Annotated in this window: 12 protein-coding genes; 11 read left to right on the forward strand and 1 reads right to left on the reverse strand. The window is 67.2% G+C overall.

Going from position 1 to position 12,453, the window contains the following annotated elements; all coding sequences use genetic code 11:
- The first annotated feature begins 60 nt into the window (after positions 1–60).
- The 9 genes from OUY36_RS18800 to dxs all read left to right on the forward strand — a co-directional run bounded on the left by OUY36_RS18800 (position 61) and on the right by dxs (position 10,466).
- Positions 61–1,587, forward strand: a complete 1,527-nt coding sequence (locus tag OUY36_RS18800) for a pyridoxal phosphate-dependent decarboxylase family protein (RefSeq protein WP_156245156.1) — start codon at positions 61–63, stop codon at positions 1,585–1,587.
- Entirely contained in the window at positions 1,584–2,903 is a 1,320-nt protein-coding gene (locus OUY36_RS18805; protein ID WP_267935536.1) for a lysine N(6)-hydroxylase/L-ornithine N(5)-oxygenase family protein, read from the forward strand. Before OUY36_RS18800 ends, OUY36_RS18805 begins: the two co-directional genes overlap by 4 nt.
- Positions 2,900–4,054 carry an MFS transporter gene (locus tag OUY36_RS18810; protein ID WP_267935537.1) on the forward strand — a complete coding sequence of 385 codons (1,155 nt, stop codon included), beginning with the start codon at positions 2,900–2,902 and terminating at the stop codon, positions 4,052–4,054. Before OUY36_RS18805 ends, OUY36_RS18810 begins: the two co-directional genes overlap by 4 nt.
- Complete coding sequence (locus OUY36_RS18815) at positions 4,051–4,638, forward strand: GNAT family N-acetyltransferase (protein WP_267935538.1); 588 nt, start codon at positions 4,051–4,053, stop codon at positions 4,636–4,638. The genes OUY36_RS18810 and OUY36_RS18815 overlap by 4 nt, the downstream gene beginning before the upstream one ends.
- Positions 4,635–6,443: an IucA/IucC family protein gene (locus tag OUY36_RS18820; RefSeq protein ID WP_267935539.1), complete on the forward strand. Its 1,809-nt coding sequence runs from the start codon at positions 4,635–4,637 to the stop codon at positions 6,441–6,443. Before OUY36_RS18815 ends, OUY36_RS18820 begins: the two co-directional genes overlap by 4 nt.
- Positions 6,427–7,188, forward strand: a complete 762-nt coding sequence (locus OUY36_RS18825) for a siderophore ferric iron reductase (RefSeq protein WP_267935540.1) — start codon at positions 6,427–6,429, stop codon at positions 7,186–7,188. Before OUY36_RS18820 ends, OUY36_RS18825 begins: the two co-directional genes overlap by 17 nt.
- Before the next feature lie 141 nt (positions 7,189–7,329).
- On the forward strand, positions 7,330–7,572 hold the full coding sequence (locus tag OUY36_RS18830) for an exodeoxyribonuclease VII small subunit (protein ID WP_003283056.1): 243 nt from the start codon (positions 7,330–7,332) through the stop codon (positions 7,570–7,572).
- The gene (locus tag OUY36_RS18835; protein ID WP_267938212.1) at positions 7,572–8,459 is read left to right on the forward strand and encodes a polyprenyl synthetase family protein; all 888 of its coding nucleotides are present in this window, start codon (positions 7,572–7,574) and stop codon (positions 8,457–8,459) included. The genes OUY36_RS18830 and OUY36_RS18835 overlap by 1 nt, the downstream gene beginning before the upstream one ends.
- A gap of 108 nt (positions 8,460–8,567) precedes the next feature.
- Positions 8,568–10,466: a 1-deoxy-D-xylulose-5-phosphate synthase gene (gene dxs, locus OUY36_RS18840; RefSeq protein WP_267935541.1), complete on the forward strand. Its 1,899-nt coding sequence runs from the start codon at positions 8,568–8,570 to the stop codon at positions 10,464–10,466.
- A 200-nt stretch (positions 10,467–10,666) separates the two neighbouring features.
- Here dxs and OUY36_RS18845 read toward each other — a convergent pair whose 3' ends face one another.
- A complete protein-coding gene (locus OUY36_RS18845) occupies positions 10,667–11,143 on the reverse strand; it encodes a LabA-like NYN domain-containing protein (protein ID WP_044314537.1) in 477 nt (158 codons plus the stop codon).
- Between the two features lie 117 nt (positions 11,144–11,260).
- Between OUY36_RS18845 and OUY36_RS18850 the strand changes: the two genes are divergently transcribed.
- Entirely contained in the window at positions 11,261–11,941 is a 681-nt protein-coding gene (locus OUY36_RS18850) for a YciC family protein (RefSeq protein ID WP_125875678.1), read from the forward strand.
- 76 nt (positions 11,942–12,017) lie between these two features.
- Positions 12,018–12,446 carry a VOC family protein gene (locus OUY36_RS18855; protein ID WP_011914724.1) on the forward strand — a complete coding sequence of 143 codons (429 nt, stop codon included), beginning with the start codon at positions 12,018–12,020 and terminating at the stop codon, positions 12,444–12,446.
- The last annotated feature ends 7 nt before the right edge of the window (positions 12,447–12,453 follow it).

The following is a 12,453-nucleotide window of genomic DNA, read 5'->3' on the forward strand; positions in this document are numbered from 1 at the left end:
ACCGAAGCCGCGAAAACGGCCCGCTCCGGGTCGCGGCCGCGCTCGGCCCGAGGAATGTGCATGACCCCGTCCAGTACCGTAGTGCCCTTCGCCCCCGGCCCCGTCAGCAACGGGCTGTTCACCCGCAGCAGTCACGATGACTACCGCCAGCTCATGCAGCAGGGTCTGAACCTGGTGCAGCAGTGTCTGCAGCGCCAGCAGCAGCCGTTCAGCGGCATCCTTCCGCAGGAACTGGCCGCCGACTTCGAACGCGTCGATCTGGAGCGCCCGCTGGGCGACGCCGGTGCCGCGCTGCGCGAGCTGGATCAGCTCTATCTGCGCGACGCGGTGTATTTCCACCATCCGCGCTACGTCGCCCATCTCAACTGCCCGGTGGTGCTGCCGGCGCTGCTCGCCGAAGTGCTGGTGTCGTCAATCAATTCCTCGCTGGACACCTGGGACCAGAGCGCCGGCGGCACGCTGATCGAACAACGCCTGATCGACTGGACCTGTGCGCGCATCGGCCTCGGCAGTCAGGCCGACGGCGTCTTCACCAGCGGCGGCACCCAGTCCAACCTGATGGGGCTGCTGCTGGCCCGCGAGCACCTCTGCAACCGCTTGCCCGGCCACGGCGGCAATCTGCGTCATGGTCTGCCGGCCGAGGCCGCCGGGCTGCGTATCTTCGCCTCCCGCGCCAGCCACTTCAGCGTGCAGAAATCCGCCGCGCTGCTGGGGCTGGGCTACGACGCCGTGCGCAGCATCGAAACCGACAGTGCCCAATGCATGAGCGTGCCCGCGCTGGCCCAGGCGCTGGCGGACTGTCAGCGCCTGGGCGAGCTGCCCATGGCCGTGGTCGCCACTGCCGGCACCACCGACTTCGGCAGCATCGACCCGCTGCCGGAGATCGCCGCGCTGTGCCAGCACTACGGCGTCTGGCTGCACGTCGATGCGGCCTATGGCGGCGGCCTGCTGGTCGCGCCGCGCTACCGCGGCTGGCTGACCGGCATCGAACACGCCGACTCGGTCACCGTGGACTACCACAAGTCGTTCTTCCAGCCGGTCAGCTGCAGCGGCTTCTTCGTTCGCCAGCGTCAACACCTGAGCTACATCACTCACCACGCCGACTACCTCAACCCGCGCAGCCAGACCCGCGAGGGCACGCCGAACCTGGTCAACAAGAGCATCCAGACCACCCGCCGCTTCGACGCGCTGAAGCTCTGGCTGACCCTGCGCATCCTCGGTGCCGAGCATCTCGGCGCGATGTTCGAGGAAGTCATCGACCGCGCCGCCGACACCCATCGCCTGCTCGCCGACGACCCGGCCTTCGAAGTCTTCGCCCCGCGCCTGAGCACGCTGGTGTTCCGCTTCGTCGCCGCAGGCGTGGCGGACGAGCGCCTGGACGAGATCAACCGCGAGATCCGCAAAGCGATCTTCCGCTCCGGCGCGGCGGTCATTGCCGCCACCGTGGTCAAGGGTCGGCAGTACCTCAAGTTCACCCTGCTCAACCCGGAAACCACGCTGGACGACCTGCGCGCCATCGTCGAGCTGATTCGTGACCACGGCGCCCGCCTGCTCGACGACCGTCAACCAGTAGGAGATCGCTCATGAACAAGATCTACGACTTCATAGGCATCGGCATCGGCCCGTTCAACCTTGGCCTGGCCTGCCTGGCAGAGCCCATCGACGGACTCGACTGCCTGTTCCTCGACCGCGCCGAGGGCTTCAACTGGCATCCCGGCATGATGCTCGACAGCGCCACCCTGCAGACGCCGTTCATGGCCGATCTGGTGACCCTGGCCGACCCCACCAGCCGTTTCAGCTTTCTCAACTACGCCAAGCAGATCGGGCGGCTGTACGCCTTCTACATCAAGGAAGACTTCTTCCTGATGCGCCGCGAATACAACCAGTACTGCCAATGGGTGGTGGAGCAGCTCGACAACCTGCGCTTCGAGCACTTCGTCCAGCACGTCGACTACCTCGACGAGCGTCGCTGCTACCGCGTGCGCGGGGTACATGCGCGCAGCGGCGAGGGTTTCGAGTTCCTCACCCGCCGCCTGGTACTCGGCACCGGCACCACGCCCTATCTGCCGAGCTGCTGCGAAGGCCTGGCCGACCACGTCAGCCACAGCGGCACCTACCTGCAGGACAAGCCACGCCTGCAGGGCAAGCGCTCGATCACCGTGGTCGGCAGCGGCCAGAGCGCGGCGGAGATCTACTACGACCTGCTGCAGGAAATCGACCGCCACGACTATCAGCTGAACTGGATCACCCGCGCGCCGCGCTTCTTCCCGCTGGAATACACCAAGCTGACGCTGGAAATGACCAGCCCCGAGTACATCGATTACTTCCACAGCCTGCCGCGCAGCACCCGGGAAAAGCTCATCGACAGCCAGAAGGGCCTGTACAAGGGCATCAACGGTACGCTGATCAACGCCATCTACGACGAGCTGTACAACCAGAGCCTCAAGGGCGAGGTGCCGACCCAGCTGCTGACCAACGCCGAACTGCGCCGCTGCCAGCGCCTGGCCGACGGCACGCTGGAGCTGGAGTTCTTCCAGCACGAACTGCAGCAGAGCTACCGGCACCGCTGCGAGGCGCTGGTGATGGCCAGCGGATATCAGTACCGCCTGCCACGCTTCATCCAGCCGATCGCCGAACGCATCGTCTGGCAGGCGCCGGAGCGCTTCGCCGTGGCGCGCAACTACAGCATCGACCGCAACGGCGGCGAGGTCTTCGTGCAGAACGCCGGGCTTGCCGATCACGGCCTGGTGACGCCGGATCTCGGCATGGGCTGCTACCGCAACGCCTGCATCCTGCGCGAGATCTGCGGGCGCGAGCACTACGCGGTGGAGACGAAGATCGCCTTCCAGCAGTTCAGCCTGCCGCAGCCGCTCACGCCCCAAGGCGCGGTGGCGGCGCGATGACGCTGCGACGCGCACTGATCGGCATGACGCTGCTGGCCGTGCTCGGCGACAGCCTGCTGATGCCGTTCTACCCGCAATACTTCGCCGAGCGTTTCGGCGAGTTGCGCAGCGAGCAGGTCGGGCTGTACCTGGCCGCGGTGTGCCTGGTGGCGATGCTCGCACTGCCCGGGTGGGTGTGCCTTGCACGCCATGCTCACCCGCTGCGGCTGCTGATCGTCGGTCAGCTGCTAGCCGGCGTGCTGGCACTGGCCTGTGCGGCCATCGACCGGCAGTGGCTGTTCTGGCCGGTGTCGCTGGCGATGATCGCCTTCAAGGCCAGCTACCTGCTGATGTATCCCTACGTCATGGGCCTGGTAGGCACCGACCAGCAGGTACGCACCATCGGCCTGCTTTCGGTGGCGGTGCACCTGGGCGCAATCGCCGGCGCGACGCTGGGCGGCGGCGTGCTGCACTACCTCAGTCCGGCGCGGATGTTCGTGCTGATGGGGCTGATGGACTTCGTGCAGATGGCCGTCAGCCTGCTGCTGTTGCGCCATGCGCCGCAACCGGCACGGGTCGATGCGAGCACGCCACCGAGGCCGCGGGAGGAGCATCTGGCCATTGCCCGGCTGTGCCTGCTGATGCTGGCCTTCTACTTCTGCGTCTACCTGGCGCGGCCGTTCTTCACGCTGTACTGGGAACAGCTCGGCGGACCACAGGCCAGCTGGATCACCGGCCTGGTCTATGCCATTCCCGGCATGCTGGCACTGCTCGCCCTCGCCCTGCACTACCACGCCGGGCAGCACCTGACCGCCTGGCTGCTGCTCGGCGCCGCCGGGCTGGCGTTGCAGGGCGTCGAGCAGATGCCGCTAGTGCTGGCCGGGCGCGTGCTGTTCGGCTGGGCGCTGTACCAGCTCACCGTGGCGCTGGATGCGCGACTGTTCGCCCTCAGCCGGCCGGAGCACTACGGCCGCGACTACAGCCTGATCAACATCTTCCAGAACCTCGGCGTACTCACCGCCTCCTGGCTGGCCGGCGTGGTGGTACGTGATGCCGGCCTCGCCGCGCCGTTCCTGCTCTCGGCGCTGGGCCTCGTTCTCACCGCATGCACCCTGCGCTGGCTGCTGGTTTCAGCACCGGCCGGGGCGCCTCTCTGTGGAGCCAAACCATGAACACCGCTCTTTCCCGCGCGGACGGTCCGCGCTTCGTCCGCTACTGCACCCTTGGCGCGATGCATTTCGAAACCCTGCAAGCCGAGCACCTGCCGCTGCTGCAGAACTGGCTGCGCCGCGACTACGCGCGCTTCTGGGGCATGGGCCACATGAGCCTGACGCAGCTGGCCGACTACGTTGACGAGATCCAGCGCAGCAGCCACCGCGACATCGCCCTCGGCCTGTGGAACGGCGAGCCGGCCTTCCTGTTCGAGGGCTACCACCCGGCCCACGACCGGCTCGCCGACCACTATCAGGTGCGCCCCGGCGACCGCGGCATGCACCTGCTGCTCGCCCCCTGCGAGCGCCCGGTGCACGGCTTCAGCCTGGAGGTGATGCGCAGCATCCTCGCCTATCAGTTCGCCGACCCCTTCGCCCGCCGCATCGTCGTCGAGCCCGACGCCCGCAACGCCAAGGTACATGCGCTCAACCGCCGGGTCGGCTTCGTCTATCAGTGCCTGATGCATCTGCCGGAGAAGGACGCCTGCCTGGCGTTCTGCACCCGTGCGCAGTTCCTCGCCACCCTTCAGGAGAACCCGCAATGAATCAGCTCGTACGCCTGCCGACCGCTACCAGCGACCTGGCCACCGACCATCTGCAAGCCGAACTCTGGGCCCGCGCCAATCGCCTGCTGCTGAAAAAGGCCCTTGCCGAGTTCAGCCACGAGAAGCTGCTCAGCCCCGAGCCGCTGGGCGACAGCCACTACCGCGTCGCCGTGCCGGACAGCTCGACCGAGTACCGTTTCAGGGCGCAGCGGCTGGCGCTGGATCACTGGTCGATCGCCACCGTCTCCATCGAAAAGCTCAGCAACGGGGAACCACAGCCGCTGGATGCCCTTGCATTCATCATCGAGTTCAGCGACGTCCTCGGCCTTTCCGAAACCAACCTGCCGCTCTACCTGGACGAGATCAGCAGCACCCTGTTCGGCAGCGCCTACAAGCTCGCCAACAGCCCGCTGAGCGCGGCCCAGCTGGCCCTGTCGGACTTCCAGCAGATCGAGACCGGCATGCGCGAAGGTCATCCGGGGTTCGTCGCCAACAACGGGCGGATGGGGTTCGACGCCCAGGATTACCGGGCCTACGCGCCGGAAGCCGCCAGCCCGGTGCGTCTGGTCTGGCTCGCCGTGCACCGCAGCCGCGCCAGCTACAGCGCCATCGACGGGCTCGACCAGGCGACCCTGCTGCGCGAGGAGCTGGGTGGCCAGCTCGGCGTGTTCCACAACCAGCTGCAGGCGCTGCAGCTCGACCCGGATGACTATCTGCTGATGCCGGCGCATCCCTGGCAGTGGCACAACATCCTGGCCATCGGTTTCGCCGCGGAGATCGCCAACCGGCAGATCGTCTATCTCGGCCTGAGCAACGACCGTTACCTGGCGCAGCAGTCGATCCGCACCTTCTTCAACCAGAGCGAGCCGCAGCGGCGCTACGTGAAGACCGCCCTGTCGATCCTCAACATGGGCTTCATGCGCGGGCTGTCGCCCTATTACATGCAGGCGACCCCGGCGATCAACGCCTACCTCGCCGGCCGCGTGGCGCGCGACCCGCTGCTGCGCGACTGCGGCTTCCAGCTGCTGCGCGAGGTGGCGGCGATCGGCTATCGCAACCCTTACTACGAGCAGGCGCTGCCGGCCAGCAGCCCCTACCGCAAGATGCTCTCGGCGCTCTGGCGCGAGAGCCCGCTGGGCCACATCGAACCCGGCCAGCGGCTGATGACCATGGCCGCGCTGCTGCACAGCGACGGCGACGAGCGCGCCCTGCTGCCGACGCTGATCAGCGCCTCGGGACTCACCGCCGACCGCTGGCTGCGGCAGTACCTCAATGCCTACCTGAAGCCGCTGCTGCACTGCTTCTATGCCCATGACCTGGTATTCATGCCCCACGGCGAAAACCTGATCCTGGTGCTGGAAGACCATGTGCCGGTCCGCGTGCTGATGAAGGACATCGGTGAGGAAGCGGTGATCCTCGATGCCGAGGCGAAGATTCCCGAAGCGGTCGGCCGTCTCGCCGTCTCGGTGCCGGACGAGCTCAAGGTGCTGTCGATCTTCACCGACGTGTTCGACGGCTTCTTCCGCTACCTGGCGCAGATTCTCGACGAACAGGGCGGCCTGCCGGAGCAGCGCTTCTGGCAGCAGGTCGCCGACTGCATCGCCGACTACCAGGCCAGCCAGCCGCAGCTGCGCGACAAGTTCGCCCGTTACGACCTGTTCGCCGAGGAATTCGCCCGCTCCTGCCTGAACCGCCTGCAGCTGGGCAACAACCGGCAGATGCTCGACCTCGCCGATCCGGCCGGAGCGCTGAAATTCGCGGGCACCCTGAAGAACCCCGTGGCGCGCTATGCACCGGAGCGCTGAAGCGCGCTGGCCGCCCACGGATGCGCTGGGCAGCCTGCTGCTGCGCCTGCGTCGCGTGCTGCCGGGCCTCGATGGCCGGGTCGGCGCACCCCGCGCCGACGAGCTGACGCTGGAGCATCCGCAGTCTGTGGCCAGGCTGCTGGCGCACTGGCGGGAGGCCTGTCCGGAAGCGGGCCGCCACTACTGGGCGGCGCGCTGCTGGTCGCTGCTGGTCTGGCAGCCCATCTACCTGCAGGTGCTCGCGGTGCGCCTGGCCGGCCAGGCCCCGTGCCTGGACGGCCTGGCGCAGGGCGTCGAACAGGGCTTCGTCGCCGGGTTCTGCCTGCCCGATCACCAGCCACTGCAGGGCGAGCCCCAGCGCCTGCTGCGCCATGCCGGCGCCCAGATCCGTGGCTTCTGTGAACAGGCCCAGGCCGTCAGCGGGCCGCTGCTCGGGCTGCACGCCAAGCTGGCGCAGCGGCTGGCGGCCGACTGCGTCATGGCCGCACTGCTGCATAGCCAGCGCCTCGACGGTTGCGGCAACCTGCAACTGTGCCGGGCGGCTGACGTCTGGCTGGGGGCTTGCGCCATGTCCGGCGCCAGCGGCCTGCTCGCGGTACCGCTGGCCGCTGGCGGTACGCGCCTGGGCCTGCAGCGCAAGGCGTGCTGCCAGCACTTTCGCCGCGCCGATGGCGAACTCTGCGACAGCTGTCCGAAGCTGCCGCTCGCCGAACGGGAAAGGCGACTGCGCGAGCAGGACCACTGAGCGGCGGCGCGGGTTGCAGGGCACTCCGCCGACCTACGCAGGTTGATACACATCACGCGGGCAAACCTTGTGGCTGCCACTGGCGTTTCTTTGCTAATGTCGCGCCCGTTTCCGACTCGCCGCCGACGACAGGTTCCCGCCATGGCCCGCAAGAAAGCTGCACTCGATTTCGAACAATCCCTTGCCGAGCTGCAACAGCTGGTGGAGCGCCTGGAGAGCGGCGAGCTGTCGCTGGAAGACTCGCTGACCTGCTTCGAACAGGGCATCGGCCTGACCCGCGACTGCCAGGCGGCGCTGAGCCAGGCCGAGCAGAAGGTGCAGATCCTGCTGGAACGCGACGGCAGCCTGCAGGAAGCCCCCTTCGAGTCGGACCCCGAAGCATGATGATCGGCGACTACCAGAAAAGCTGTCAGCAGCGCGTCGACGGCTGCCTCGAAGCCCTCTTCGTCCCGCCGCTGCCGCAGCTCGAGCGGCTCTACCAGGCCATGCGCTACAGCGTGATGAACGGTGGCAAGCGCGTCCGCCCGCTGCTGGTCTACGCCGCCTGCGAAGCATTGAATGGTGACAAGACTGATGCCGACGGCGCCGCCTGCGCGGTCGAGCTGATCCACGCCTACTCGCTGGTGCACGACGATCTGCCGGCGATGGACGACGACGACCTGCGCCGCGGCCAGCCCACCACGCACAAGGCTTTCGACGAGGCCTGCGCGATCCTCGCCGGCGATGGCCTGCAGAGTCTCGCTTTCGAGGCCATGGCCCAGGCCGAGCACAATCCGCAGGACGCGGCGCTGCGCCTGCGCATGTTCGCCGTATTGGCCCGCGCCGCCGGGCCGGCTGGCATGGTCGGCGGCCAGGCCATCGACCTCGGCTCGGTCGGCCTCAAGCTCGATCGCGATGCCCTGGAGCTGATGCACCGACACAAGACCGGGGCGCTGATCGAGGCCAGCGTGCAGCTCGGCGCGCTGGCCAGTGGCCGTGCCGATGCCGACAATCTCGCCTCGCTGAGCCAGTACGCCCGCGCCATCGGCCTGGCCTTCCAGGTCCAGGACGACATTCTGGACGTGGAAAGCGACACCGCTACGCTCGGCAAGCACCAAGGCGCCGACATCGCGCGGGACAAACCGACCTACCCGGCCCTGCTCGGCATGGACGCGGCCAAGGCCTATGCACTGGAGTTGCGCGACCAGGCACTGCACGCGCTGCGCCCGTTCGATACCGCCGCCGAGCCGCTGCGCGAGCTGGCGCGCTACATTGTCGAACGGCGCAATTGACCTTTCGCCGAAATTGCAGTCAAACCCCTACCGGACCCGGGGCCGTTCTTATCGAGGGGCCCATCGGGTAAACTGCCGCTCTTTTTTCCAACGACAACGATCCGCCTGATGCCCAAGACGTTCCATGAGATTCCTCGGGTGCGCCCCGCGACGCCCGTTCTTGACCGAGCGGCGACCCCCGAGCAGCTGCGCCGACTGGGCGAGGCGGAACTCGAAGAGCTTGCCAACGAACTGCGCCAGGAGCTGCTGTACAGCGTCGGCCGCACCGGCGGGCACTTCGGCGCCGGCCTCGGCGTGATCGAACTGACCATCGCCCTGCACTACGTCTACGACACACCGGACGACCGGTTGGTCTGGGACGTCGGCCACCAGGCCTATCCGCACAAGATCCTCACCGGCCGCCGTGAGCGCATGGGCACCCTGCGCCAGAAGGACGGCCTGGCCGCCTTTCCGCGTCGGGCCGAGAGCGAGTACGACACCTTCGGTGTCGGCCATTCCAGCACCTCGATCAGCGCCGCCCTGGGCATGGCGGTCGCCGCCCGTCTGAAAGGCGAGCAGCGCAAGTCCATCGCAGTGATCGGTGACGGCGCACTGACCGCCGGCATGGCCTTCGAGGCGCTCAACCACGCCCCGGAAGTCGGCGCCAACATGCTGGTCGTGCTCAACGACAACGACATGTCGATCTCGCGCAACGTCGGTGGGCTGTCCAACTACCTGGCCAAGATTCTCTCCAGCCGCACCTATTCGAGCATGCGTGAAGGCAGCAAGAAGATCCTCTCGCGCCTGCCGGGTGCCTGGGAAATCGCCCGCCGCACCGAGGAATACGCCAAGGGCATGCTGGTGCCCGGCACCCTGTTCGAGGAACTGGGCTGGAACTACATCGGCCCCATCGACGGCCACGACCTGCCGACGCTGATCGCCACCCTGCGCAACATGCGCGACCTCGACGGCCCGCAGTTCCTCCATGTGGTGACGAAGAAGGGCAAGGGCTTCGCCCCGGCCGAGGCCGACCCCATCACCTGGCATGCGATCAGCAAATTGGAGCCAGTCGGCGCGCCGCCAGCGCCGAAGAAGCCCGCGGGGCCGAAATACTCCAACGTCTTCGGCCAGTGGCTGTGCGACATGGCCGCCGCCGACCCGCGCCTGACCGGCATCACCCCGGCGATGAAGGAAGGCTCCGACCTGGTGGCGTTCAGCGAACGCTATCCGGACCGCTACTTCGACGTCGCCATCGCCGAGCAGCACGCGGTCACCCTGGCTGCCGGCATGGCCTGCGAAGGCCTGAAGCCGGTGGTGGCGATCTACTCCACCTTCCTCCAGCGCGCCTACGATCAGCTGATCCATGACGTCGCGGTGCAGAATCTCGACGTGCTGTTCGCCATCGACCGCGCCGGCCTGGTCGGCGAGGACGGCCCGACCCATGCAGGCAGCTTCGACCTGTCCTACCTGCGCTGCATCCCCGGCATGCTGGTGATGACGCCCAGCGACGAGAACGAGATGCGCTGCATGCTCACCACCGGCTACCACTTCGAAGGCCCGGCCGCGGTGCGCTACCCGCGCGGCAGCGGCCCCAACGCCAGCATCGAGCCGGCCCTGGAACCGCTGGAAATCGGCAAGGCCGTGGTGCGCCGTCAGGGCAGCAAGGTGGCGCTGCTGGTGTTCGGCGTGCAGCTGCCCGAGGCGCTGCAGGTCGGCGAGGCGCTGGACGCCACGGTGGTCGACATGCGCTTCGTCAAACCACTGGACGAAGCCCTGCTGCGCGAACTGGCGGGCAGCCACGAGCTGCTGGTGACGGTCGAGGAGAACAGCATCATGGGCGGTGCCGGCAGCGCGGTGGCCGAGTTCTTAGCCGCCGAAGGCGTACTGCGACCGATCCTGCACCTGGGCCTGCCGGACTACTACGTCGAGCACGCCAAGCCCAGCGAAATGCTCGCCGAATGCGGCCTGGATGCAGCCGGCATCGAAGCGGCGGTGCGCAAGCGCCTGGCGGCTCTCGGCAAAGCCTGACGTCGTTTCGCTGGTTGGGTGGAGCGTCACCACCTGCGATCACAGCGCCTCTGGGTTGGAGGCGTAGGGTGGAAAACTGCGCAGCATTTTCCACGGCGTGGCTCCGCTGCGGTGGATGGGTGGAGCGTCATCCACCCTACACTGGCAACTCCGAGTCGCCCCGTTGGCAGACAATCGTCGTTCTCTCAAAGCGGCGGATCTCAGCCACGCAACAGCAAATCACCCTCGATCGGCACGTAACGCGTTGCCGCACGGATCAACGACTGCGCGGTGAGGCCCGGCACGCCGTAGGCTGTCGCTTCGGCGCCACCGGCCCTCACCCGCTCGAGCAGCAGATCGAAATCGCCGTCGCCGGATGCCAGCACCACCTCATCGACCCGCGCCGCCGCGTCCAGCACGTCGATGGTGATGCCCACGTCCCAGTCGCCCTTGGCCGAGCCGTCGCTGCGCTGGATATAGGGCTTGAGCTTCACCGTGAAGCCAAGGTTGCGCAGGATCTGCTGGAACTGCTGCTGCCGCGCATCGCCGCGCTCGATGGCGTAGGCATAGGCTTCGACGATAGTGCCGCGCCGGCTGACATCAGCCCACAGAGCCGAATAATTGAAATGACAGCCATGGGCCTGGCGCACGGTGTAGTAGAGGTTCTGCACATCGGCGAACAGGGCGATCTTCTTCACGCGGCAGCCTGAAATCTGAATGGACCGCCAGTATGGACGGCGAAATCGCGCATGTCCCGTCCTTGCCGCATCCGTTACAGTGGCGCCCCGAAACGACTACCTCACCTTCGGTCTGCAATGAACGTTCTTGCCATCCTGCGTGACGCCTGGTTCTTCTACTCCCGTCACTTCCTGACCATCGTCCGGCTCTGCCTGCCGCTGATCCTGCTCGAAAGCGCGACGCGCCTGGCGCTCGATCACTGGCTCGGCGAAGACGTGCTGCCCGCCCTGGACCTGCTGGTGGGCCTGATCTTCTACCCGCTGTACGTCGGCGCGCTGATCCTCTTTCTGGACGCGCGCAGCCGTGGCCATGATCCGGCTCTCGGCGCGGTCTATGCCCGGGCGCTGCCGTTGTGGCCGGCGTTGGCGGTGCTCTCGGGGCTGGGCACGCTGTTGATCCTGCTCGGCGCCTCGCTGTTCGTGCTGCCGGGCATCTGGGTAATGGTCAAGATCGCCTTCGCCGAGTACCTGCTGGTCTTGCGCGGGCTGACACCGCTGGCAGCGCTGAAGCAGAGCTTCCTCCTCACCCGCGGGCATTTCCTGCTGATCCTGGGCTGTGTGATGACCGTGCTGTTGCCGGTCTGGATGCTCGAGGTCTGGATCGCCGCTCAGCTGTTCGCCGAGCAGACGCCACCGCTGTTGCCGGCAATGCTGCTGGATGGCGTGGTCGGCCTGCTGCAACTGCTGCCGACCATCATGCTGTTCCGCTGCTTCATGCTCTGCAGCGAACCGCCGGCAAGGCAGTCGGAGCCCGGCTGAGTCGCCGTTCGGCTGGTCCCGCGGCCAGGCACCGACGGCCTGCTAGGCTTGCTTGGCCATTCAAGGAGAACGCACCATGGCCGAACAGAACCCCAGCATCCTTTCCCACATTTCCCTGGGCAGCAATCGCTTCGACGAGGCGGTTGCCTTCTATGACCAGGTCCTCGCCACCCTCGGCTGCAAACGCATCCTCGAACACCCGGGCGCGGTCGCCTGGGGCCGCGAATACCCGGAATTCTGGGTCCAGCGCCCGTTCGACGGCGGCACGGCCTCCGTCGGCAACGGCACCCATGTGGGCTTCTTCGCCGCCGATCAGGCTGCCGTGGATGCCTTCCACCGAGCCGCCATTGCCGCCGGCGCGGTCGATGAAGGCGCCCCTGGACCACGGCCGGAGTATGGCGAGCCCTATTACGGGTGCTTCGTCCGTGATCTGGATGGCCACAAGATCGAGGCGGCCTACTGGGACGCCGCGCTGATGGAGCAGCTCTACGGCAGCGGCGAGTGACCGCGGA

Source organism: Stutzerimonas sp. R40042 (assembly GCF_026642215.1).
Taxonomy (GTDB): domain Bacteria; phylum Pseudomonadota; class Gammaproteobacteria; order Pseudomonadales; family Pseudomonadaceae; genus Stutzerimonas; species Stutzerimonas frequens.

What these genes read in the sequence shown, in the direction of transcription:
- OUY36_RS18810 (WP_267935537.1), top strand. Translation starts at nt 2,900, where the DNA reads ATGACGCTGCGACGCGCACTGATCGGCATGACGCTGCTGGCCGTGCTC.
- OUY36_RS18800 (WP_156245156.1), top strand. Translation starts at nt 61, where the DNA reads ATGACCCCGTCCAGTACCGTAGTGCCCTTCGCCCCCGGCCCCGTCAGC.
- OUY36_RS18825 (WP_267935540.1), top strand. Translation starts at nt 6,427, where the DNA reads ATGCACCGGAGCGCTGAAGCGCGCTGGCCGCCCACGGATGCGCTGGGC.
- OUY36_RS18820 (WP_267935539.1), top strand. Translation starts at nt 4,635, where the DNA reads ATGAATCAGCTCGTACGCCTGCCGACCGCTACCAGCGACCTGGCCACC.
- OUY36_RS18850 (WP_125875678.1), top strand. Translation starts at nt 11,261, where the DNA reads ATGAACGTTCTTGCCATCCTGCGTGACGCCTGGTTCTTCTACTCCCGT.
- OUY36_RS18855 (WP_011914724.1), top strand. Translation starts at nt 12,018, where the DNA reads ATGGCCGAACAGAACCCCAGCATCCTTTCCCACATTTCCCTGGGCAGC.
- OUY36_RS18815 (WP_267935538.1), top strand. Translation starts at nt 4,051, where the DNA reads ATGAACACCGCTCTTTCCCGCGCGGACGGTCCGCGCTTCGTCCGCTAC.
- dxs (WP_267935541.1), top strand. Translation starts at nt 8,568, where the DNA reads ATGCCCAAGACGTTCCATGAGATTCCTCGGGTGCGCCCCGCGACGCCC.
- OUY36_RS18835 (WP_267938212.1), top strand. Translation starts at nt 7,572, where the DNA reads ATGATCGGCGACTACCAGAAAAGCTGTCAGCAGCGCGTCGACGGCTGC.
- OUY36_RS18830 (WP_003283056.1), top strand. Translation starts at nt 7,330, where the DNA reads ATGGCCCGCAAGAAAGCTGCACTCGATTTCGAACAATCCCTTGCCGAG.
- OUY36_RS18805 (WP_267935536.1), top strand. Translation starts at nt 1,584, where the DNA reads ATGAACAAGATCTACGACTTCATAGGCATCGGCATCGGCCCGTTCAAC.